The following is a 21,685-nucleotide window of genomic DNA, read 5'->3' on the forward strand; positions in this document are numbered from 1 at the left end:
CTCACGCCACCTTCATCGGGGCCGCCTGCCGTCCCGGTTCGGGCGTGAGCAGCTCCGCGCGCAAGGCGATCCTCAGGTCCAGCCGCGCCTGCGGATCGTCGAGCCGAGCGCCGAACAGGACCCGGAGACGGCGCAGGCGGTTGCGCACCGTCTGCGGGTGGACGCCGAGGTTGTCCGCGATCTCGGGCGCCCCGCCGCGGGCGGAGAGCATGGCGTCGAGGGTTTCGGCGAGTTTGGCGCGCTCGTTCGCGGGCAGGCCGTCGATCGGGGCGAGGCTGCGCTCGACGAGCGCGGTCGTCAGCACCTCGTCGGCGAAGAGCCAGTGTGTGGTCAGGTGGTCCGACCAGCGCACGAGCGGGCCGTCCTCGATCACCTCACGCCGGACCAGCTCCAGGGTCCGGCGTGCCCACCGCAGGGACACGGCGGCCTCGGCGGGCGCCACCGCCGGCCCGACCGCCGCCCGCGTCCCCGCCAGGACGCCGCCGATCTCGATGTCGTCCGGCACGAGCAGATGCGGGTACTCGCCGGTGAGGTCGGCCAGCACCTCCGGGCCGAACGAGGCGCGGACCGCGCCGGGCTCCGCGGCGACGGCCACCACCCGGGCGGGCGGCACCCAGCCCGCCTCCGCCGCGAGCCCCGCCCACTTCGACGGCGGGCGCCCGCTCAAGATCTCCCTCAGCAGGTCTTGCCGCACTTCGGCGACCGACGGCGTGTGCGCCGCGCGGTAGGCGGCGGTGGACAGCCGGATCAGGACGTCCGCGCAGCGGAGCAGGGCCTCCACCCCGGTGTCCATCAGCGCCGATCCGGCCCCGGGCTGACGGGACAGCGAGGCCAGCGCGGGCAGGGCGGCCCGGCCCGCCGAGTGGTAGGCGCGAGTGAGCCGCTCCAGTTCCTTGCCCGCCGCGTATTCGGCGACGCCGACCCGGCGGAAGGCGTCCGCCCCCGCCGCGATGCCCAGGTTCGTCCCGTCATGCTCCAGTACCGAGGCGACGAACTCCGTGGCTCGCGCGTCGAACAGTGGCGCGTGCTCCGGCAGCGAGTGCCGGATCCCGTCGACGACCACGCGGGCGATCACGAGGGCGGCGGTACGGGCGGGGGCGTGGGACGCGGTCAGGGTCATCATCGACCTCCGGAGCAGCGGGAATCGTCGGGCCGCCGAGTCTGCTACTCCGGAGTAGCGGGGCACATCGGGTGAATTACGTACTCGCCCCTCTTAGCCCTACGCATCACCCGTTCGTGACGCCCCTACCGAAGTACATGAAGGCCCCCTTCCTGTACCTAGGCGCAAGGAAGGGGGCCTTCATGTACTTCAGCCGCTACTCGCAAACAGCGCCGTGCGCGGCGCTGCGGACGACCTTGGCGTACTTGCCGAGCACTCCGCGCGTGTACGCCGGGGGCTTGGGAGTCCAGCCCTCCTTGCGCGCCTCGATGTCGTCGATCTCGACCTCCAGTGTCCGGTTCGCGACGTCGAGGGTGATCGGGTCGCCGTCGCGCACGAACGCGATCGGCCCGGCGTCGACGGCCTCCGGGGCGATGTGGCCGACGCAGAGCCCGGTCGTGCCGCCGCTGAACCGGCCGTCGGTGATGAGCAGGACGTCCTTCCCGAGTCCGGCGCCCTTGATCGCGCCGGTGATGGCGAGCATCTCCCGCATCCCCGGCCCGCCCTTGGGGCCTTCGTAGCGGATGACGACGACGTCCCCGGCGACGATCCGGCCCTGGGCGAGCGCGTCGAGGGCGGCCCGCTCGCCGTCGAACACCCGCGCGGTGCCGGTGAACGTCGATTCGTCGAAGCCGGCCGACTTCACCACCGCGCCTTCGGGCGCCAGCGATCCCTTGAGGATGGTCAGCCCGCCGGTCTTGTGGATCGGGCGGTCGAGCGGGCGGATGATCTCGCCGTCGACCTCGGCGGGGGCGATGCCTTCGAGGTTCTCCGCCATGGTCTTGCCGGTCACGGTGAGCACGTCGCCGTGCATGAGCCCGGCGTCGAGCAGCGCCTTCATCACCACGGGGATGCCGCCGACCTTGTCGACGTCGTTCATCACGTACTTCCCGAACGGCTTCAGGTCGCCGAGGTGCGGGACCTTGTCCCCGATCCGGTTGAAGTCGTCGATGCGCAGATCGACCTCCGCCTCGCGCGCGATCGCGAGCAGGTGGAGGACGGCGTTGGTCGAACCGCCCAGCGCCATCACGACGGCGATGGCGTTCTCGAACGCCTCCATGGTCATGATCTGCCGCGCGGTGATGCCCTGGCGGAGCATCCCGACGACGGCTTCCCCCGACCGGTGGGCGAACCCGTCACGGCGCCTGTCGACGGCGGGCGGAGCGGCCGACCCGGGCAGCGACATGCCGAGCGCCTCGGCGACCGACGCCATCGTGTTGGCGGTGTACATCCCGCCGCAGGCGCCTTCGCCGGGACAGATCGCGCGTTCGATCCTGTCCACTTCGGCGCGGCTGATCTTCCCCGCCAGGCAGGCGCCGACGGCTTCGAAGGCGTCGATGATCGTGACGTCCCGGCCGTCCACCTGACCGGGCATGATCGAGCCCGCGTAAAGGAAGACCGAAGCGAGATCGAGCCGCGCCGCCGCCATCAGCATGCCCGGCAGGGATTTGTCGCAGCCCGCCAGCAGCACGGAGCCGTCCAGCCGCTCGGCCATCATCACCGTCTCGACCGAATCGGCGATCACCTCGCGGGACACCAGCGAGAAGTGCATTCCCTCGTGGCCCATGGAAATGCCGTCGGACACCGAGATCGTGCCGAACTCCAGCGGGTAGCCGCCGCCCGCGTGCACGCCGTTCTTGACCGCCTTGGCCAGCCGGTCGAGCGACAGGTTGCACGGCGTGATCTCGTTCCACGAGGACGCCACCCCGATCTGCGGTTTGGCGAAGTCGTCGTCGCCCATCCCGACCGCGCGGAGCATGCCGCGGGCCGCCGCGCGCTCCAGGCCGTCGGTCACGTCGCGCGAACGAGGCTTCAAATCCGGCTGGTCTTGCGGCATCGGGGCACCTTCCTTCGTGGCGGGACACCGGGCACGCTGCCAACCCGGCGCGCCCGGCGCAACTCACCGCTCCGCGGAGATCGGAGCCGCTGGCTACTGACACGTCGTTCCGATACCTTCGACGGGGAACCCGCACGGACGGAGTCCTGATGTTCGCACTCAAGACCGCTCCCTTCCGGTACAAGGCGGAGGCGATCGCCAAACCGGTCACCCGCTGGAGCATCGGCCACGCCATCCCCCGCGTCGCCCTGCGGGTCGCGGCGCGCCGGGGCGATCTCCAGGGCAGGCTGTCGGTCGAAGCGAGCGGCGGGGCGGACCTGAGCGGACTGTTCGACGAGATCCGCTCGCACGGCGCCATCGCCACCACCCGGGTCGGGCACGTCAGCACCCGGCATTCGGCGTGCAAGGAGGTACTGACCAGCGACGCGTTCAAGACCGTGCGGTTCGTCCCCGACAACCCGCTGCTCAACCGGCTGGTCGCATGGTCGTCGTCCGGGCTGATCCACCCGATCGAGCCGCCGTCGCTGCTCGCCAGCGAACCGCCCGACCACACGCGCTACCGGAAGCTGGTCACCCGCGTCTTCACCGCCCGCGCCGTCGAGCAACTGCGGGAGCGCACGCAGGCGATCACCGACGAACTGCTCGACGGCCTCGACCCGGCGGATCCCGTCGACCTCATCGAGCGGTACTGCGGGCTCCTGCCGGTCACCGTGATCAGCCAGATCCTCGGCGTCCCGCCGGAAGAACGCGACAAGGTGCTCGCGCTGGGCGGCGCCGCGGCCCCGAGCCTCGACCTCGGCCTGCCGTGGCGGACCTTCCGGACGGTGGAGGCGACGCTCGCCGAGTTCGACTCGTGGCTCACGCTGCACCTGGAGAAACTGCGGAAGAAGCCGGGCGACAACCTGCTCAGCAAGCTGATCGCCGCCCGCGAGGACGGCGTCGGCCTGACCGAGCGGGAACTCAAGGCGACCGCTGGACTCGTGCTGGCGGCCGGCTTCGAGACGACCGTCAACCTCCTCGGCAACGGCATCGCCCTGCTCACCCGGCACCCGGGCGAACTCGCGAAACTGCGGGCGAACCCGGACCTGTGGAGCAACGCCGTCGACGAGATCCTCCGCTACGACCCGCCGGTGCTGCTCACCGGCAGGCTTTCCGCGCGGGACACCGAGATCGGCGGGGCGCGGATCGAGCGCGGCGCGATCGTCACCACCGTGCTCGCGGGTGCCAACCGGGACCCGGAGATCTTCGACGACCCCGCCACTTTCGACGTCGAACGGGCGAACGCGCGGGATCACGTGTCGTTCGGCGCGGGGCGGCACTATTGTCTCGGCGCTTCGCTGGCGAGGATGGAAGGCGAGATCGGGCTGCGGTCGATCTTCGAGCGCTTCCCCGGCCTGCGGCTGCTCGACGGTGCGCGCCGGCGCGAGACCCGGATCCTGCGCGGCTTCGAGACCCTTCCCGCCTCGCCCGGCTGACTCGTGAGTGGTAAAGACGGTTCTAACCGTCCTTACCACTCACGAGAGGCGACGGAATGGCTTCAGCGGTGCTTTCGGTGCTGGACACCTCCCCCATCGTCGAAGGCTCGACACCGCGCGAAGCCCTGCTCAACACCGTCGATCTCGCGCGGCTCGCCGAAGACCTCGGCTACCACCGTTACTGGGTTCCCGAGCATCACGGCATGCGTGGCGTCGCCAGTTCCGCGCCCGCGGTCCTCATCTCCCACCTCGCGAACGCCACGAAACGCCTCAGGGTCGGCGCGGGCGGTGTCCTGCTGCCGAACCACCCGCCGCTCGTCGTGGCGGAACAGTTCGGGACGCTGGCCGCCTTGCATCCGGGACGGATCGACCTCGGGATCGGCCGCGCGCCGGGCGGTTCGAAGGCGGCCTCCGCGGCGGTCCGTCCACAAAGGACGAAGGACTTCGGCGAGCAACTGACCGAACTCCAGTACCACCTGAACCCGCCCGAGGACGCCGAGGTGAAGGCGATCCCCGTCCTCGGCGGCAACGTGCCGGCGCTCTGGTTGCTCGGCCGCTCTCCCGAAAGCGCCGCGCTGGCGGCGGAACACGGGCTGAAGTACGCCTTCGCGCACCATCTGGCGCCGGACGCGCCGGTCGAGGCCGATCTGGTCAGCGTCTCCGTCATCGCGGCCGAGGACGACGAACGCGCCGAGTGGCTCGCGGGTTCGACCCGGCTGAAGGTGCTCAGCCGGATCCGCGGCCACCGCATCCGCCTGCCCAGCCCCGAGGACGCGGCGGCTTTCCCTTACACCGCGGACGATCGCGCGGAGATCGCGAAACGCTCCGGCGCCGTGCTCACCGGCAGCCCGGAGACGCTCATCCCGAAACTGCGGCGGATCCTCGACGAGACGAGGTCCGGCGAACTCATGGTGACCACGCCGCTCTACCACCACGCCGACCGCCGCCGTTCCTACGAACTGGTCGCCTCGCTGGCCGGACGCCTCATGGCGTGTTCGAACAGGTCCGCCAGCTCGCGCGCGTAGACCGCCACCCCGGTGTCCGGCCGGGCCATCAGCTCGGCGGGGGTGGCCTCCATCGCGGCGAGCACCGACACGGCCATGACCCGCGGCGAGAACTCCCGCAGCTCCCCCTCCCGCTGCCCTTCCCGGAACATGTCCTCCAGTTCCGCCAGCGTCTTCGCGTTCTGCTCTTCGAACCAGCTCCGCGCGGCCTCGGCATCCCTTGACGCCGCGGCGATCTGGCCGATCGCGATCATTTCCTTCGGCCGCTCGGCGGAATAGAACACGAACCCCTCGATCAGGGCGCGCAGCGCGGCGGCGTAGCTCTCGGCGCCCTCGGCCCGCGCGCCGAGTGCCTGGTCGATCGAGGTGTGCACGGTCAGCATGACCTGCTTCATCAGCTCTTCGCGTTTGACGAAGTGGTACGTGATCAGCCCGGGGCTGATCCCCGCCCGCCGCGCGATCTGCACGAACGACGCCTTCGCGTAACCGATCTCGGCGATGGTCTCGATGGTCGCCGAGACGATCTGCGCGCGCCGCGCCTCCTCGATGAACGAACGCCGCTCCTGGCCGCCCGGCTCATTTTCTGGTTGCATGAACAGTAGCCTAGTTGAGCAACTAGCGAGGGGACAGTCATGATCAGTCGCAAGACGTTCTTGAAATCCGTCGCGGGAGCGGTGGCGGTCACGAGTCTCGGCGGGGGCATGGCCGAGGCGGCGGGCAAACCTCGACGGCTGCGAGGTGGGGTCGCCTACGACGCCGGCGTCCTGCACGCCGCGGGCGAACCACTGAGCCGGGTGCGCTGGAGTAGAGGCCAGCTGGAGCGAGAGATCGCGGTGATCGCCGACGAGCTGCGCTGCCCGTCGATCACCGCGTTCGGCACCGACGTCGGCAGGCTCGCCGAGACGGCGTCCACCGCGCTACGCCGCGGGTTGGAGGTCTACGTCCAGCCCCGCCTCTACGACCACCCCCAGGATCAGGTCCTCGACCATCTGGCCGAAGCCGCCAGGCAGGCGGAGCGGCTTCGCCACGGTGACGACGTCAAGTTCGTGACCGGATGCGAACATCTCCTCTTCACCCCCGGCATCGTGCCCGGGGAGACCTACCTGGAGCGGATCGCGAACATGGCCACGATCCCGCCGGAGGAATGGCCGAAGATCATGGACCGGCTCGCCGATTTCCTCGCACGGGCGGCCGACGTCGCACGCCGGAACTTCCGCGGCCGGATCACCTACGCCTCGATCGGCGGCGCGGAGCCGGTCGACTGGACCCTGTTCGACATCGTCGGAATCGACTACTACCCGTACTTCGCCACGGATGCCGAGTACACAAAGGACCTCGCCCAGTACCGGCGGTGGAACAAACCGGTGATGGTGCTGGAGTTCGGTTCGTGCACCTTCACCGGCGCCGCCCAGGCCGGCGGGATGGGCTGGGACATCATCGACTACGAACAGCTCCCGCCCCGGATCAAACCCGGCCATGTGCGGGACGAACGCGAACAGGCCGACCACCTCGCCCGCCTGCTGCACGTGTTCACCGAGGCGGGCCTGCGGGGCGCGCACGTGTACACCTTCATCGCGCCGGACCTGCCGCATCGTCCCGACCGGCCGGAGTTCGATCTCGACATGGCCTCGTACAGCCTGGTGAAAACCTTGCGCGCACGGCAGGACGACGACAATTCGCCGTACCGGTTCGAGCGCAAGCTGTCCTTCGGCGCGCTCGCCCGGCACAACCGCGGGTAAGCGGGCATTTTTACCGGACCAGCGACGGAAACCGGCCAGTAACCTCACGGCCGTGACGACGGATCGCGAAGGCAAGGAAGCCCCGGAGCTGCCCGCCTTCACGGTCATCGGCGGCCTTCTGGGCTTCTTCATGACCGTCCTGGTCCTGATCGGCCCGGCCCTGCTCTGGATCAGCACCCGCTTCGCGCCCGGCGATGACGACCGCCTGGTCGTCATCGCCATGGGCGCCGTGTTCACGCTCGGCGGGCTGGGCACCGTCGGATCGCATCTCCGGCAGAACGCCAAGGCCCGCGAGGCCCACCGCGGGCTCGACCGGTCCGGGGTCCGCGCCAACGCCGAAGTCGTGTCCAGCAAACGGATCTGGGTCGGCGAAGTGAGCACGCCCGCGGACGACGTCGACCTCGTCGTCACCGGGCCGGGGGTGACGCCGTTCAGCGCGCGTGTGCTCACCGAAGACGTCGGCCGCTACGAAACGGGCACGGTGGTACCCGTCGACGTCGACCCGAGGACCCTCCTGTTCCGCCTCGCCGACTGACCTCGTCGCGATCATTGCCCGGTAGCATCGTATCGCTTATCGTATATGAAATTCACCCCCGATGCTGCGAGGTGACCCCCGTGACCACCGCCACCGCCGACCCGACCACCACCACGGTCGCGCGAGATTTCACCGATTTCCGCACGGTGGTGTCGCAATCCTTCGTGCCGCTGCACGTGACGAGCGAGCACCGGGACCACTTCCGCGGCCGCATCCGCTCGTGCGGCGCGGACGACGTCCAGCTGACCGAGGTGACCGCGTCGGCGCACGTGGTCGAACGGACGCCCGAGCTCATCGCCAGGGCGGACAGGCACTACTACAAGCTGAGTTTGATCCTGTCCGGGACCGGGCTCCTGGTGCAGGACAACCGCGAGGCGATGCTGCGCCCCGGAGACGTGGCGTTGTACGACACGCACCGTCCGTACACCTTGGCGTTCGAAGAGGATTTCCGCACGCTCGTGGTGATGTTCCCGCAGCGGCTCATCGATCTCCCCCGCGACCTGGTCGGCCAGCTGACCGCGGTGCCCATGTCGGGCAAGCGGGGCATGGGCAACGTGGTGGTGCCCTTCCTCGCGCAACTCGGCAGCAACCTCGACCAGCTCGGCGGGCCGGCGGGCGTCCGGCTCGCGCATACGGCGGTCGATCTGCTCGCCACGCTCTTCGCCAGCGAACTGGACCTCGCCCGCGCGACCGCCGGGCCACACCACGAGCTGATGCGCCGCGTGCTCGCCTACATCGACGCGAACCTCTCCTCCACCGATCTCGGCCCCGCGCAGATCGCCGCCGAGCACTACATCTCCACCCGGCATCTGCACGGTCTCTTCCACGAACAGGGCACGACCGTCTCGGGCTGGATCCGCACCCGGCGGCTCGAACACTGCCGCCGCGAACTGCTCGACCCCGTGCACGGTTCCCGGCCCGTCGCGGCCATCGCGGCGAAGTGGGGTTTCGTCGACGCGCCGCATTTCAGCCGGGTGTTCAAGACGGAATTCGGCTGCTCGCCGAGCGAACTGCGCCGCGGCTTGACCGTGAGCGACCGGTTGTTGCCGCCCAGCGCGTGACGGCTTCCCCTTCGCGGGCGGTCGCCCCGACGATGACCGCATGCCCGAAGCACCCGAGGAACAGTGGCGCACCTATGACGAGTTCGCCGCCGGAATAGCCACCTACCGCCTGCCGAACGCGGACCTGTCGGGGCGCGAACTCACCGTCACCCTCGACGACGGGAAGACGCTCGCGCTGCGGTTCGAAGACGCTGAAACCGTCACCTGCAACGGCATCAAGGATCCGTACGACGCGGTCGCCGTCCGGGAAGACGTCATCTTCGTCAATCTCCCACACACCAGCGTCGAAGGGGAAGCCCTCACCGTCGTCTTCTCCACGACGACACATCGCGCGCTCGCCGTGCGTTCGGTGATCGGCGCCGAAGACATCGAGGGCGTTCCCCGTGTCTCCCAGACGTTCTGGTCCGGCACGACCGACGCGGGCACGCCGGCCGGCGAGGTCCCCGGCCCGTCGCGCGACCTGATCGGCAAGCGCAACATCTACCGCTACAGCCCCGAACACCTCTACGAGCACGTGTACGTGTCCTCGCAGCGTTATGCCTGGCAATGCCTCGAAGGCGTGCAGCGCGGCCACGGGGACATGGACCTGTCGACGGTGTGGAAGTTCCAGGACGGGCTCTACCTGTTCTGTTTCCGCGAATTCCGCATCGCCGTGGCCAGCGTCTGGCTGCACGACCTCGGCTACGCGCTGAAGACCACCGGCGTCTTCCTCGGCCTGACCGGCGACGGCCGGTCGGAACATTCCCGCGCGGGCGGGCACATCTACCCACTCGGCGCCGTCGCCTATCCCGACGCGCAACCGGTTTAAGGAGCCCCAGTGTCCAATCTAGACATCATCGCCGCGCACTACGCCGCGAGCGACCGGGGAGATCTGGCGGGCATGCTGGCCCCGCTCGGTCCAGCGACGACCTGGACGGAGGCGGCCGGTTTCCCTTACGCCGGCACGTACACCGGTCCGGAAGAGGTGCGCGACAACGTCTTCGACGCGATCGCCAAGGATTGGGACGGCTACACCTTCACCCTCGGTGACCTTCATGACGCCGGTGACACGGTGATCGGCATCGGTACCTACCAGGGCAAGCACCGCGAGACCGGCCGCTCGTTCACCGCCCGCGTCGCGCATGTGTGGAAGTTCGACGGCGGCAAGGTCACGTCGTTCGAGCAGATCGTCGACTCCGTGCCCGTCGCCGAAGCCATGGGGAACCGGTGAAACCCGCGCGGCGCCTCGTCGCCCTCGCCTCGGCCGTCCTGCTCGCCACGGCGGGCTGCGCCGGCTCCGAAAGCGGTTCGAGCGGGCCGATCGTGGTCGGCTCGGTCAACGCGCTGAGCGGCGCGGCGACGTTCCCCGAGGCCTCCCAGGCGGCCAAGGCCGTTTTCGACGCGGCCAACGCGAGCGGCGGCGTGAACGGCAGGCAGATCCAGTACAAGGCCCTCGACGACAAGGGTGACCCGGCGGCCGCGGCCGCCGCGGCCCGCGAGGTCGTCGGCCGTGACGAGGCGGTGGCGCTCGTAGGCTCGTCCAGCCTCATCGAGTGCGAGATCAACAACAAGTACTACGAGCAGCAGAAGATCCTGTCCATGCAGGGTATCGGCGTCGACCCGGCCTGTTTCTCCAGCCCGAACATCGCCCCGGTCAACGTCGGGCCGTACCACGACATGACGCTGACCCTGCTCTACGGCTCGGAAACGTTGAAGCTGAACGACATCTGCGCGCTGCTGGAGATCGCGGGCAACACGCTGCCGTCGTACCAGGCGGCGATCGACGAATGGTCGGCCATCACCGGCAAGAAGCTCAAGTACCTCGACGCGACCGTGCCCTACGGCGGTTCCGACTACACCTCCTACATCGTCAAGGCGCGTAACGCGGGCTGCAAGGCGATCACGGTCAACCCGGTCGAGCCGGATTCCATCGGACAGCTCAAGGCCGCCGCCGCGCAGGGCTGGAACGACGTCACGTGGCTGCTGCTCACCAGCGTCTACAGCGAGAACTACGCGAAGGCCATCACGAACGCCGGCGCCGGGGTGTACGTGCCCGCCGAGTTCTACCCGTTCACCGACGCGACCAGCCCGCAGAACAAGGACTGGCGCGAGCTGATGACCAAGAACAACATCCCGCTGACCTCGTTCAGCCAGGGCGGTTATCTGGCGGCGAAGTACTTCCTCGACGTCATCCGCGGGATCCAGGGCGACATCACCCGCGAGTCGGTGACCAAGGCACTGCGCGAGATGAAGCCGATCACCGATCCGATGGTCGGGACGCCGTACGTCTTCGGCCCCGGTCAGACGCACCACGACAACACCGCGGGCTGGCCCATCAAGCTCGCCTCCGGCACCAACAAATGGGAGCTCGTCGCGAACGACTGGCTGCGGATTCCCAAGAAGTAACGGGAGCCTGGTGCGTGCTGGGTCACGTGGGTCGTGAGTGGCGTTTCGGGTTAGAACCCGAAACGCCACTCACGCCCCACAGGAAACCTCACACACAGGCATCAAGCGGACACCAGGCCGCCAAAATCGTCCCTTGTGGACATTTGGGGAAAGGCGCGGACTCGCAGGGCNTTCGGGTTAGAACCCGAAACGCCACTCACGACCACCGCGCCCCACCACGCACCGCTCCCTCCCTTCACACAGGAGGAAACATGCTGCAGGGAGCGCTGGCAGGCTTGGCCGCCGGCGGACTGTACGCGGTGTTGGCGGTGTGCCTGACGCTGATGTCGCGACTGGTGCGGGTGGTGAACTTCGCCCAGTCGGCCACCGGGATGTTCGGCTGCTACGTGGCGGTGTTCCTGTCCGTCCACGCGGGACTGCCGACGTGGCTGGCCACGGTGGCGGGAATCCTGCTCGGCGGGCTGCTCAGCGCGCTGCTCGGCTGGATCGTGTCCACCTGGCTCGCCGAGGCGGACACCGGCACGCGATCGGCGGTGACCGTGGCGGTGCTGCTCCTGCTGATCTCGTTGTCGTTCATCCTGTTCGGCAACAAGCCGCAGCCGTTCCACCCGATCCTGGACGGTCCGGCCGTCACCGTCGGCGGCGTGGTGATCAGCCAGGTCACCGTGGTCACGGTCGCGCTGGCCGTCCTCGTGGCGCTGGCCAGCCGGATCGTGCTGAGCCGGACCCCGGCGGGCGTCCAGCTCAGGGCGCTGTCGGAACGCCCGACGACGGCGGAGCTGCTGGGCATCCCGGCGAAACGGCTCAGCGTGGCGGTCTGGGCGGTCACCGGGGTGGTCAGCACGCTGGTGGTCTCGATCGTGGCGCCGTCGCAGTCCAACGACGCGACGTCCCTGGCGATGCTGGTGGTCCCCGCGGCCGCGGCCGCCCTGCTCGGCGGATTCCGCCGTCTCGACCTCGCGGTCGCGGGCGGGCTGGGCCTCGGCCTGATCCAGGGCGCGGCCGCACAGGTCGACGGCCTTTCGGTGGTGCGGTACTTCCTGCCGTTCGCAGTGATCGTCGCGCTGCTGCTCTGGTCGCAGCGCAAGGAGGTGTGGGATGCGGCTCGCTGAACGCGGGATCCCGTTCGCGGTCGCCATCGTGGCGATCGCCGCGGGTTACGGCCTGAGCGTCGGACTCGACGGGTATTTCGTCTACCTCGGCATGAGCGCCGTCGTCGCCGGGATCTCCCTGCTCGGGCTCGGCGTGGTGACCGGCAGCGCGGGCATGATCTCCCTGTGCCAGCTGACTTTCGGCGCCGTCGGCGCCTGGACCGTGTCGGCGCTGAACGAGGCGCAGGCACCCGGCGGGTTCCTCACCTGGCTGGTGCTCGGCGGGCTCGCCGCCGGGGTGGTGGGGGTGCTCGTCGGGCTTCCGGCGTTGCGGCTGCGCGGGATCAACCTCGCCGTCGTCACGCTGGGGCTCGCCGCGGCGGCCGATCTCGCACTGGTCCAGCTCCAGTTCCCCGGCGTCTCGAGCGGGATCTCGGTCGAACGGCCGGACGCCTTCTCCGACGACCGGTCCTATTTCCAGCTCGCCGTCGTGGTACTGGTGCTGTGCTGCCTCGCCGTGTACTTCCTGCGCCGCGGGCGCTGGGGCAGCGCCTGGCAGGCGGTGGCGTTCTCCGAACGCGGCACGGCGGCCGCGGGCACGAGCGTGCGGATGTCGAAGCTGACCGCGTTCGCGGTCAGCGCCACCCTCGGCGGGATCAGCGGCGGCCTGCTCACCGGGCAGGTCGGGCTCGCCTTCCCGGCGAGTTTCACCGCGATCCAGTCGCTGGCGCTGTACGTACTGGCGATCATGTCGGGCGCGCACCTGATCGACATGGCCGTGTTCGGCGCGGTGCTGTGGGTCGGCGTCCCGGAACTGCTCAAACGCTGGGGAATCCCGCAGGACTGGGGTTTCGTGGTGTTCGGCGTGCTCGGCGTCCAGGCGCTGGCCAGTGGCGGGAACCTGGGCACCACGGTGCGCCAGGTGTGGTACCGGCGGGCCAAGAAGGAACCGGCGAAACTCGATCTCGCGTCCGGTACCGCGGCCATCGAATCCAAGGCGCCCGGTCCACCGGTACTCACCGTCCGCGGGCTGAGCGTGAACTTCGGCCACATGGCCGCACTGTCCTCTGTGGACATATCGGTCCCGGAACACGGAGTGCTCGGGGTCATCGGGCCGAACGGCGCGGGCAAGTCGACGCTGGTCGACGCGATCAGCGGCTTCCTGCCGAACGCCGAGGGCACCGTCGAACTCGGGGGCGCCCCGCTCACCGGGTCACCGTCGAACCGGGCCCGCGCCGGGCTGCGCCGGACGTTCCAGCAGGACCGCGTCCCGCCGGGGCTGACGGTCGGGGCGTACCTCAAGTTCCTCGCCAGGCGGCGGCTCACCGCCGACGAGATCGCCGACGCCCTGGACTTCTTCGGCTGCCCCGCCGCCCGCACGCCACTGTCGCAAGTGGACGTCGGCGCGCGCAGGCTGGTCGAGGTCGTCGGGCATCTGCTGGCGCGGCCGCGCGTCCTGCTGCTCGACGAGCCTGCCGCGGGACTTCCGCACGAAGAACACGTCGCGTTCGGGGAACGGCTGCGGCAGGTTCCCGCCCGGTTCGGGGTTTCGGTGCTGCTCATCGAGCACGACCTCGACCTGGTGCGCTCGGTCTGCGACACGATCACCGTCCTCGACTTCGGCCGCGTGCTGGCGTCCGGCCCCCAGGCCGAAGTGCTCGCCGACCCCGCCGTGCTCAAGGCGTACATGGGTGAAACGGAGATGTTGTGAACGCGTTGCGGATTGCGGGGCTGACGGTCACCCGCGGTGCCGGACCGGTGATCTCCGGGGTCGACCTGACCCTGGAACCGGGCCGGATCACCGCGCTCGTCGGCCCGAACGGCGCCGGGAAGACCAGCCTGCTGGAGGCCGTCTCGGGCGTGGTGCCCGCGTCGGCCGGCACTGTCCACATCGGATCCGACGAGATCACGAAGCACTCGCGGGTCGCCCGCGCGCGGCGGGGTCTGGCGCATATCGAGCAGGGCCGCGCGGTGTTCGGCGGCCTGACCGTGCTGGAGAACCTGATGCTGACCGCGCGCACCCGCGCCCGGGCCGACGAGCTGTTCGAGCTTTTCCCGGAACTGGAGAAGCGCCGCGATTCACCGGCGGCGCTGCTCAGCGGGGGCGAACAGCAGATGGTGGTGCTGGCCCGCGCGTTCGCCGCGCGGCCGTCGTTCCTGCTGATCGACGAGATGTCGCTCGGCCTCGCGCCCGTGGTGTTCACGCGGCTGCTGCCGATGGTGACGCGGTTCGCCGAGGAGGGCGCGGCGATCCTGCTGGTCGAGCAGTTCACGCAGCTCGCGCTCGGCGTGGCGAGCGACGCGCTGGTGGTGTCTTCGGGACGGGTGACCTATGCGGGTTCCGCGCAGGGATTGCTGGACTCGCCCGGCACGCTGCACGCGGCCTACCTCGGGGAATCCTGACGCGCTGGGCCATGTCTCGAAGGTGCCCTTCAGGACACGCGGCTGAGCCGACCGGAGCATGACGCGAAAGCCACTTCCGCAACGCTGAAGGTCGCGAAAGTGGCTTTCGCGTCACCGCCCTAAGAACCCATCCCCGCCCGTTCGAACGCCAACGTCGGGAGATCGACCGCGTGCGCGCCGCCGTCCGCCACGATCACCGCACCGGTGATGTACGAAGACTCCGAAGATCCCAGGAACCGCACGATCGACGCGATCTCCTCCGGTTCGGCGGGACGGCGCAGCGGGACCTCCGCGGTCACGCGCCGGTACCCCTCGTCGTGGCCGCCGTCGAAACCGGCCGCCTCGGCGAACTGGTCCATCTCGCCGTCCGCCATCGGCGTGCGCACCCAGCCGGGGCAGACCGCGTTCGCGCGCACACCCTTCGGCCCGTAATCGCGCGCGATCGAGCGCGTCAGCCCGATCAGCGCGTGCTTCGCGACGGTGTAGCCGGCGACGTTCGGCCCGGCGAACAGTCCGGCCAGCGACGACACGATGACCACCTGGCCGCCGGTTTCGACCAGCGAGGGCAGCGTTGCCCGGCAGAACACGAAGGCGCTGGACAGGTTCGAGCGCAGCGCCAGTTCCCATTCCTCGTCACCGGTGTCGGTCACCGACGACAACCCGTGCCCGCCGGCGTTGGCCACCACGACGTCGATCCGGCCGAATTTGCCGACGATCTCCGCCGCGGCGTTCTCGGCGGCTTCGCGGTCGCTGGCGTCGCAGGCGACGACGTGCGCGCCGGTTTCGGCGGCCACCTTCTCCAGCGGTTCGAGCCGCCGTCCGAGCACCACCACCTGGGCGCCTTCGTCTGCGTACCGGCGGGCGACCGCGGCGCCGATACCGGTACCGCCTCCCGTGATCGCGACAACCTTCTTCACTTGCGGAGTCCTTTCTAAGCGGGAAAACCGGAACGGGCCGACACGCCGAAATCGGCGAGCACGGCCTGGCCGTTGACCGCCCGCGAACGCGCGGACGCGAGGTGGAGCACCTGCCAGGCGACCTCTCCGGGAGCCTGCACCGGGAAGGCGGGATCGTCGAGCACGTCGCCGAGATCGCCGCGCGCCATCGGGGTGTCGACCACCGACGGGCAGACGCAGTTCACCCGGACGCCGGGCAGATCGACGGCGAGTGCCCTGGTCATCGCGACCACAGCGCCCTTCGAAGCGCAGTACGGGACCATGCCGGGCGCGCTGGTGAACGCCGAGTCGCTGGCCAGCAGGACGACCGAGCCACCCGACGCGGTGAGCCAGGGCGCGGCGTGTTTGACCAGCAGGAACTGGCCGGTGACGTTGACGGCCATGAGCGCGGCGAAATCCGCCGCCGAGGTTTCGGTGACCGGTGTGCCCACCGGCCCGGAGATCCCCGCGCAGCCGACCACCACGTCGAGCCCGCCGAACCGGCCGGCCACGGCGTCGACGGCGGACGCCACCGACGGCTCGTCGGTCACGTCGGCGTGGATCGCCAGCAGGCCGTCGGCCAGGGTGGGCACGGGTGCCCGGTCGAGGGCGCCGACCCGAGCGCCCTCGGCGAGGAAGGCCTGGACGCAGGCAAGGCCGATACCGGACGCCGCGCCGGTCACCAGCACGGCCTTGCCCGCGAGATCCAGTCCCATGACGTCATCCTCCGGTCCGGACCTTTCACGGAGGTTGGCCGTCAGTGCACCCTTCTTGTCGGCAGCCGCATGACGGACTTTCCAGTCCCGGCCGGACCGGCAAGACTGCGAACCATGACCAGGCCGCATCCACTCGACCCGCTGACCGCCGACGAACTCACCTCAGGCCGCGAGATCCTGGCCGCCGAAGGCCTGCTCGCCGCGACCACCCGGTTCCCGGCCGTCCTGCCGGTCGAGCCCGAGAAAGGCGACGCCGCCCCCGACCGCCGTGTCCAGTACACGTTGCTGGACACCGCGACCGGCCGAGCGCGTGATGTGGTCGTCTCGCTGGCGAAGCGCGAAGTGGTCTCCAGCGAGGACTGCGGCCCAGGTCAGCCCGCGTACCTGTTCGAGGAGTACGACCTCGCGGCGTCGATCACCAAGGCGTCACCCGAGTGGCAGGCCGCGATGGAGCGGCGCGGGCTCGGCGACCGGATCGGGCACGCCTTCTGCGCTCCCCTGGCCCCCGGTTTCTTCGGCAGGCCCGACGAGACCGGCCGGGTCATCCGCTCGCTGACGTTCCTGCGCGACGACGCGTCCGACAGCCCGTGGGCGCATCCGGTCGAGGGCCTGATCGTCCACATCGACCTGACCGAGCAGCGCGTCATCCGGGTGGAGGACGAGGGCGACGTCCCCGTGCCGCCGGAGCACGGCCGCTACGACGGTGTCCCGGCCCGCACCACCCTCAAGCCGATCGAGATCACCCAGCCGGAGGGCCCGAGCTTCACCGTCGACGGCAACGAGGTCACCTGGGAGGGCTGGAAACTCCGCGTCGGTTTCAACGCCCGCGAGGGTTTGACGCTGCACCGGATCTCGTTCCAGGACCGGTCGGTGCTCCACCGGGCCTCGGTACCGGAGATGGTGGTGCCCTACGGCGACACCGCGCCCGGGCGGTTCTGGATCAGCTACTTCGACGCGGGCGAGTACCTGCTCGGCAAGAACGGCAACGACCTGCGGCTGGGCTGCGATTGCCTCGGCGTCATCCACTACTTCCCCGCGTTCGTCGCCGACGATCACGGCCACCCGGTCGAGATCCCGCGCGCGATCTGCATGCACGAGGAGGACTACGGGATCCTCTGGAAGCACACGGATCTCGACGGCCGCGCCGAGGTCCGCCGCTCCCGCCGGCTGGTGATCTCGTCGATCTCCACCATCGGCAACTACGACTACGGCTTCTTCTGGTACCTGTACCTCGACGGCACCGTGGAACTGGAGGCGAAGGCCACCGGCGTCGTGTTCGCCGGCGCCGCGCACCCCGGCACGGAACACCCGCACGCCAACGAGATCGCCCCCGGCCTGTTCGCGCCGGTGCACCAGCACCTGTTCTGCGCGCGGCTGGACGTCGCGATCGATGGAGAGCGCAACTCGCTGGTCGAGGTCGACGTCGAGCGGATCCCTGTTGGCGAGCAGAACCCGTACGGGAACGCGTTCACCTGGAAGGAAACCCCGCTGCGGACCGAGCAGGAGGCGCGGCGGTTCGCGGATCCGGCCAAGGCGCGTGTCTGGGAGATCCGCAGCGCGGAGCGGACCAACCGGCTCGGCAAACCCACGGCGTACCAGCTCGTGCCCCGGCCGTCCGCGACCCTGATGGCACAGCCGGAATCGACCGTCCACCAGCGGGCGACGTTCGCCACCCGGCACCTGTGGGCGACGCCGTACCGCGCGGGCGAACGGTTCCCGGCGGGCGACCGCCCGAACGCGCATCCGGGCGGCGCGGGTCTGCCCGCCTGGACCGCCGCCGACCGCGACCTCACCGACACCGATCTCGTGCTGTGGCACGTGTTCGGGCCGACCCACGTCCCACGTCCGGAGGACTGGCCGGTCATGCCGGTCGACTATTCCGGTTTCTCCTTGCGCCCCTACGGCTTCCTGGACCGCAACCCGGCCCTCGACCTGCCTTCCGGCGCCGCCGCCGATCACTGTTCCGCCCACGAGCACTAGGACCGCACCGATGCCCGAACTGACCCTGTCCGACACGTCCACCTGGCTGCCGCTGGACGGTCTCGCCCCCGGTTTCGACGCGAACAAGGCGCCCACGGTCGGCGACCTGCACGGCCGCGCCTTCGAACTCGCCTGCGAAGACGGCACCACGTTCACCGCGGCCTTCTCCGGCACCCGGCTCGAGTGGACCTACCACGGCACGGGCACCGACCGCTGCGAGACGTTCCTGGTCGACGACGACCTCTACTACGTCCAGTTCCATCCGCAGGCCCGGCAGGACGAGGCGTTCACCCTGCTGCTGGACCTGCGCCGCGGCCGCGCCCTTTTGGTGCTGAGCAAGATCGGTGACACCTCGCCCCGCGTCACGCAGTCCTTCGTGGCCGCCACGATCGGCGGTATCGAGCCGACCGGGGAATCGCTCGCCCCGACCACGTCGCTGGTCGGACGCCGGGTGCTGTGGGTGTACAGCACGGAGCACGCCTACGAGCACGTGTATCTCAGCCCGCACTGGTACACGTGGCAGTGCCTGGCCGGCCCGGAGCGGGGGCTCGCGGACACCGACGAGAACTCGGTCTACGAGCTGCGGCCGGGGATCTACGTCTTCGCCTGGCGGGAGAAGGTGATCCCGTGCGCCTCGGTGACCGTCGCCGACCACCGTGACGCGAAACGGCTGCGCTCACACGGTGTTCTTTTCGGACTGGACGCCACCGGGAGCACTCCGACCCACTTCACCTTCGGCGCGCACGGCAGGCTGCTCAGCACCACCGTGCACCCCGAGGCCTACGACCCGGCCGGGAGCTGAGCGTTGACCGCCGACATCGTCCTCACCAACGCCACGGTGTACACAGTGGACGGCCACCGGCCCTGGGCGTCGTCACTGGCGATCAAGGACGGGAAGGTGCTGTCGCTGGAGGACATCGAACGCGGCCCGAGCACCGAGGTCGTCGACCTCGAAGGCGCGTTCGTGATGCCCGGTCTGGTCGACGTGCACAACCACCACGCCCTGGCCGGACGCGCGGCACTGTTCGAGCTGAACTTCGGCGCCGACGCCGGGCTGGACGACATCCTGGCTGCCGTCCGCTCGAGGGCCGCGGGGCTCGGACCGGACGAATGGGTCGTGGGTGGCGCTTGGGCGTCCACTTTGGTCGGCACCCTTTCGCGGGCCGCGGCAAGGTACGCGCTCGACGAGGCCGCCGGCGGACGCCCCGTCATGCTTTCCGACGACAGCAGGCACAACCGCTGGGTGAGCAGCCGGGCCTTGGAACTGGCGGGCGTCACCGCCTCCACGCCCGATCCGGCCGGCGGGGAGATCGTCCGCGACCCCTCGACCCGGGAGCCGGTCGGCGTTCTGCTCGAAGCGGCGGGCGTCGCCGTCGAGCGGGCGCTCAGCGAAACACGGACGCTCACCGCGGAGCAGCACGTCGCGGCGTCGAGGCACGGGATTGGCACGCTGCACTCGTACGGCGTCACCGCGTTCCAGGACGCCGGTGTCTCCGCGGACATCCTGCGGGCGTTGAAATCGCTCGACGACACGGGCGAGCTACACGCCTGGGTCGTTTCGTCACTGCTGATCAACGACCCTATCTTCGGTTTCGACCCAATCGGGGCGCCGCTGCTGGAGGTCGCCGGGCAGTACCGGAGCGAGCATCACCGGCCGGACTTCGTGAAGATCTTCCTCGACGGTGTCCCGCCGACGCGGACCGCCGCCTTCCTGGAGCCGTACCTGCCGGACGCCGCGCACGGGGCCTGTCACCACGGCGCGACCACCATGCCGGGCGAGGAACTCGTGGACTGGTTGCGCACGGCGGCCGCGGCGGGGCTCTCGGCCAAGGTGCACTGCACCGGGGACGCGTCGGTGCGCGCGACGCTCGACGCCGTCGAGAAAGTGCGCGCCGAGGGTTTCGCCGAAGCACGGTTCCAGGTCGCGCACGGCCAGTTCGTCCACCCCGACGACCTCCCCCGCTTCGCCGCGCTGGGTGTCGCCGCGGACATCTCGCCGTTCCTGTGGGTGCCCGGCGTCATCCCGGCGGCCATCGCCGAAGTCCTGCCCGGCGAGCGGGCCGGGCGGATGCAGCCGAACCGGTCGCTGCTGGACGAAGGCGCACTGGTCGCGGGTGGTTCGGACTGGCCGGTCAGCGAGTCCCCGAACGCGTGGGAAGGCATCCACGGCCTGGTCACGCGCCAAGATCCGACCGGCACGTTCCCCGGCGCGCTGTGGCCGGAGCAGGCGATCACCCTGGCCGAGGCGATCGAGGTCTTCACCTTGGCCGCCGCGCGCGCGATGGGGCTGGGAGACGTCACCGGCTCGCTGACCCCCGGGAAGTCGGCGGATTTCGTCGTCCTGGACCGCGATCCGTTCAAAACCGACCCGTCGGCTCTCGTCAAGACAAAGGTGACGCAAACGTGGTTCGCCGGGCACCGCGTGTATCAGCGCGTCTGATCTCCTACACTGGTAGAAGAACCAGTGCGGGAGGTCTGCCGATGCCGAAGATCATCGACCACGACGAGCGGCGCAGCCATATCGTCGACGTCACCTGGGATTTGATCACCCAGGGCGGGATCGAGGCCGCCACCATGCGCGAGATCGCGGCGGCCGCCGGCTTCGCCAACGGCGCGCTCAAGCTGTACTTCCCGAGCAAGGAAGACATCATCCAGGCCACCTACGAACGCGCGCTCGGCATGATGCGCGAGTACGTGGAGCTGGACGAGTTACGCGGGCTGACCGCGCTCCGCGAGCTGTGCGTGTCGTCGATGCCGATCGACGAGGACCGCATCGCCGCGGGGCGCGTCCTGCTCACCTTCTGGCAGCTTTCGCTGACCAACCCGAAACTGCAGGACAAGTACCTCGAGCACATCCGCTCGTGGCGGGGCCTGCTGCACCGGTACCTCACCGAGGGCCGGGAAGACGGCGACATCGTCACCGAGACCCCCGACGAGCAGCTGGTCGACGAGGTCGTGCTGATCAACGCCGGGGCGAACGTGATGAGCCTGGTCGCCGGGGAGTTCTCGACGGTCGCCTTGCAGCGGCAGCACCTCGAATCCTTCTTCGAGCGCCTGACCCGCCCCTGACACTACGTACTACCGCGTTTCGTCCCCTGAATGCGGTAGTACGTAGTGCGAACGGCCGCATCCAGAGGACTAAACGCGGCGGTCGCCGCACCCACAGACGCGACTCGCGTGATTGGAGGCGTAACTCGCGTGATCGGGCACCGATCTCGCGTGATTCAGGGCGTATCTCACGTGATCAGGCCACACGCGCGAGTCGCGCCTCCCAACACGCGAGTCGCGCCTCCAAGCACGCGAGTTTCGCCCCTAAGCACGCGAGTCACGCCCCTAAGCACGCGAGTTACGCCTCCAAGCACGCG

Annotated in this window: 20 protein-coding genes; 15 read left to right on the forward strand and 5 right to left on the reverse strand. The window is 69.7% G+C overall.

Annotated features, from left to right (window positions below):
* Position 1: 1 nt before the first annotated feature.
* Both ACXIZN_RS14260 and ilvD read right to left on the reverse strand, forming a co-directional pair.
* The gene (locus ACXIZN_RS14260; RefSeq protein ID WP_457954913.1) at positions 2–1,123 is read right to left on the reverse strand and encodes a PucR family transcriptional regulator; all 1,122 of its coding nucleotides are present in this window, start codon (positions 1,121–1,123) and stop codon (positions 2–4) included.
* 193 nt (positions 1,124–1,316) lie between these two features.
* Complete coding sequence (ilvD, locus tag ACXIZN_RS14265) at positions 1,317–2,996, reverse strand: dihydroxy-acid dehydratase (protein WP_457954915.1); 1,680 nt, start codon at positions 2,994–2,996, stop codon at positions 1,317–1,319.
* Positions 2,997–3,145: 149 nt separating this feature from the next.
* Here ilvD and ACXIZN_RS14270 point away from each other — a divergent pair, with 149 nt between their 5' ends.
* Positions 3,146–4,471: a cytochrome P450 gene (locus ACXIZN_RS14270; protein ID WP_457954916.1), complete on the forward strand. Its 1,326-nt coding sequence runs from the start codon at positions 3,146–3,148 to the stop codon at positions 4,469–4,471.
* Positions 4,472–4,527: 56 nt separating this feature from the next.
* Positions 4,528–5,496, forward strand: coding sequence for an LLM class flavin-dependent oxidoreductase (locus tag ACXIZN_RS14275; protein ID WP_457954918.1), 969 nt, complete (start codon positions 4,528–4,530; stop codon positions 5,494–5,496).
* Here ACXIZN_RS14275 and ACXIZN_RS14280 read toward each other — a convergent pair.
* Positions 5,424–6,068 (reverse strand): TetR family transcriptional regulator, encoded by a 645-nt coding sequence (locus ACXIZN_RS14280; protein ID WP_457954920.1) that lies wholly within the window; start codon positions 6,066–6,068, stop codon positions 5,424–5,426. The genes ACXIZN_RS14275 and ACXIZN_RS14280 overlap by 73 nt on opposite strands.
* A 39-nt stretch (positions 6,069–6,107) precedes the next feature.
* On the opposite strand from ACXIZN_RS14280, the gene ACXIZN_RS14285 reads away from it, so the two are divergent.
* The 9 genes from ACXIZN_RS14285 to ACXIZN_RS14325 all read left to right on the forward strand — a co-directional run bounded on the left by ACXIZN_RS14285 (position 6,108) and on the right by ACXIZN_RS14325 (position 14,689).
* Complete coding sequence (locus tag ACXIZN_RS14285; protein WP_457954921.1) at positions 6,108–7,214, forward strand: abortive phage infection protein; 1,107 nt, start codon at positions 6,108–6,110, stop codon at positions 7,212–7,214.
* A gap of 52 nt (positions 7,215–7,266) precedes the next feature.
* Positions 7,267–7,749 (forward strand): hypothetical protein, encoded by a 483-nt coding sequence (locus tag ACXIZN_RS14290; RefSeq protein WP_457954923.1) that lies wholly within the window; start codon positions 7,267–7,269, stop codon positions 7,747–7,749.
* Between the two features lie 80 nt (positions 7,750–7,829).
* The gene (locus ACXIZN_RS14295; protein WP_457954925.1) at positions 7,830–8,810 is read left to right on the forward strand and encodes an AraC-like ligand-binding domain-containing protein; all 981 of its coding nucleotides are present in this window, start codon (positions 7,830–7,832) and stop codon (positions 8,808–8,810) included.
* 40 nt (positions 8,811–8,850) lie between these two features.
* Positions 8,851–9,618 (forward strand): MoaF C-terminal domain-containing protein, encoded by a 768-nt coding sequence (locus ACXIZN_RS14300; RefSeq protein WP_457954927.1) that lies wholly within the window; start codon positions 8,851–8,853, stop codon positions 9,616–9,618.
* Between the two features lie 9 nt (positions 9,619–9,627).
* On the forward strand, positions 9,628–10,020 hold the full coding sequence (locus ACXIZN_RS14305; protein ID WP_457954928.1) for a nuclear transport factor 2 family protein: 393 nt from the start codon (positions 9,628–9,630) through the stop codon (positions 10,018–10,020).
* Positions 10,017–11,195, forward strand: coding sequence for an ABC transporter substrate-binding protein (locus tag ACXIZN_RS14310; RefSeq protein WP_192744585.1), 1,179 nt, complete (start codon positions 10,017–10,019; stop codon positions 11,193–11,195). The genes ACXIZN_RS14305 and ACXIZN_RS14310 overlap by 4 nt, the downstream gene beginning before the upstream one ends.
* Positions 11,196–11,446: 251 nt before the next feature.
* Complete coding sequence (locus ACXIZN_RS14315; protein ID WP_457954929.1) at positions 11,447–12,307, forward strand: ABC transporter permease subunit; 861 nt, start codon at positions 11,447–11,449, stop codon at positions 12,305–12,307.
* Complete coding sequence (locus ACXIZN_RS14320; RefSeq protein WP_457954930.1) at positions 12,294–13,997, forward strand: branched-chain amino acid ABC transporter ATP-binding protein/permease; 1,704 nt, start codon at positions 12,294–12,296, stop codon at positions 13,995–13,997. Before ACXIZN_RS14315 ends, ACXIZN_RS14320 begins: the two co-directional genes overlap by 14 nt.
* The gene (locus ACXIZN_RS14325; protein ID WP_457954932.1) at positions 13,994–14,689 is read left to right on the forward strand and encodes an ABC transporter ATP-binding protein; all 696 of its coding nucleotides are present in this window, start codon (positions 13,994–13,996) and stop codon (positions 14,687–14,689) included. The genes ACXIZN_RS14320 and ACXIZN_RS14325 overlap by 4 nt, the downstream gene beginning before the upstream one ends.
* A gap of 119 nt (positions 14,690–14,808) precedes the next feature.
* Here the strand turns inward: ACXIZN_RS14325 and ACXIZN_RS14330 are convergent, their stop codons facing one another.
* Together ACXIZN_RS14330 and ACXIZN_RS14335 are read right to left on the reverse strand one after the other, a co-directional pair.
* Positions 14,809–15,606: an SDR family NAD(P)-dependent oxidoreductase gene (locus ACXIZN_RS14330; protein WP_457954933.1), complete on the reverse strand. Its 798-nt coding sequence runs from the start codon at positions 15,604–15,606 to the stop codon at positions 14,809–14,811.
* A 14-nt stretch (positions 15,607–15,620) separates the two neighbouring features.
* A complete protein-coding gene (locus ACXIZN_RS14335; RefSeq protein WP_457954934.1) occupies positions 15,621–16,340 on the reverse strand; it encodes an SDR family NAD(P)-dependent oxidoreductase in 720 nt (239 codons plus the stop codon).
* Positions 16,341–16,454: 114 nt separating this feature from the next.
* Between ACXIZN_RS14335 and ACXIZN_RS14340 the strand changes: the two genes are divergently transcribed.
* From ACXIZN_RS14340 to ACXIZN_RS14355, 4 genes are read left to right on the forward strand one after another with little or no spacing between them, the layout of a single operon-like run.
* Positions 16,455–18,320, forward strand: coding sequence for a primary-amine oxidase (locus ACXIZN_RS14340; RefSeq protein ID WP_457954936.1), 1,866 nt, complete (start codon positions 16,455–16,457; stop codon positions 18,318–18,320).
* A 10-nt stretch (positions 18,321–18,330) separates the two neighbouring features.
* Entirely contained in the window at positions 18,331–19,122 is a 792-nt protein-coding gene (locus ACXIZN_RS14345; RefSeq protein ID WP_457954938.1) for a molybdenum cofactor biosynthesis F family protein, read from the forward strand.
* 3 nt (positions 19,123–19,125) lie between these two features.
* Positions 19,126–20,760 carry an amidohydrolase gene (locus ACXIZN_RS14350; protein WP_457954939.1) on the forward strand — a complete coding sequence of 545 codons (1,635 nt, stop codon included), beginning with the start codon at positions 19,126–19,128 and terminating at the stop codon, positions 20,758–20,760.
* A 41-nt stretch (positions 20,761–20,801) separates the two neighbouring features.
* Positions 20,802–21,389, forward strand: a complete 588-nt coding sequence (locus ACXIZN_RS14355; protein ID WP_126732189.1) for a TetR/AcrR family transcriptional regulator — start codon at positions 20,802–20,804, stop codon at positions 21,387–21,389.
* The last annotated feature ends 296 nt before the right edge of the window (positions 21,390–21,685 follow it).

The organism is Amycolatopsis sp. TRM77291 (assembly GCF_054166285.1).

Bases quoted from the DNA above. Each gene is read 5' to 3' on its own strand.
- ACXIZN_RS14270 (WP_457954916.1), top strand. From the start codon at position 3,146: ATGTTCGCACTCAAGACCGCTCCCTTCCGGTACAAGGCGGAGGCGATC.
- ACXIZN_RS14340 (WP_457954936.1), top strand. From the start codon at position 16,455: ATGACCAGGCCGCATCCACTCGACCCGCTGACCGCCGACGAACTCACC.
- ACXIZN_RS14320 (WP_457954930.1), top strand. From the start codon at position 12,294: ATGCGGCTCGCTGAACGCGGGATCCCGTTCGCGGTCGCCATCGTGGCG.
- ACXIZN_RS14275 (WP_457954918.1), top strand. From the start codon at position 4,528: ATGGCTTCAGCGGTGCTTTCGGTGCTGGACACCTCCCCCATCGTCGAA.
- ACXIZN_RS14285 (WP_457954921.1), top strand. From the start codon at position 6,108: ATGATCAGTCGCAAGACGTTCTTGAAATCCGTCGCGGGAGCGGTGGCG.
- ACXIZN_RS14300 (WP_457954927.1), top strand. From the start codon at position 8,851: ATGCCCGAAGCACCCGAGGAACAGTGGCGCACCTATGACGAGTTCGCC.
- ACXIZN_RS14260 (WP_457954913.1), bottom strand. From the start codon at position 1,123: ATGATGACCCTGACCGCGTCCCACGCCCCCGCCCGTACCGCCGCCCTC.
- ilvD (WP_457954915.1), bottom strand. From the start codon at position 2,996: ATGCCGCAAGACCAGCCGGATTTGAAGCCTCGTTCGCGCGACGTGACC.
- ACXIZN_RS14355 (WP_126732189.1), top strand. From the start codon at position 20,802: ATGCCGAAGATCATCGACCACGACGAGCGGCGCAGCCATATCGTCGAC.
- ACXIZN_RS14335 (WP_457954934.1), bottom strand. From the start codon at position 16,340: ATGGGACTGGATCTCGCGGGCAAGGCCGTGCTGGTGACCGGCGCGGCG.
- ACXIZN_RS14280 (WP_457954920.1), bottom strand. From the start codon at position 6,068: ATGCAACCAGAAAATGAGCCGGGCGGCCAGGAGCGGCGTTCGTTCATC.
- ACXIZN_RS14345 (WP_457954938.1), top strand. From the start codon at position 18,331: ATGCCCGAACTGACCCTGTCCGACACGTCCACCTGGCTGCCGCTGGAC.
- ACXIZN_RS14315 (WP_457954929.1), top strand. From the start codon at position 11,447: ATGCTGCAGGGAGCGCTGGCAGGCTTGGCCGCCGGCGGACTGTACGCG.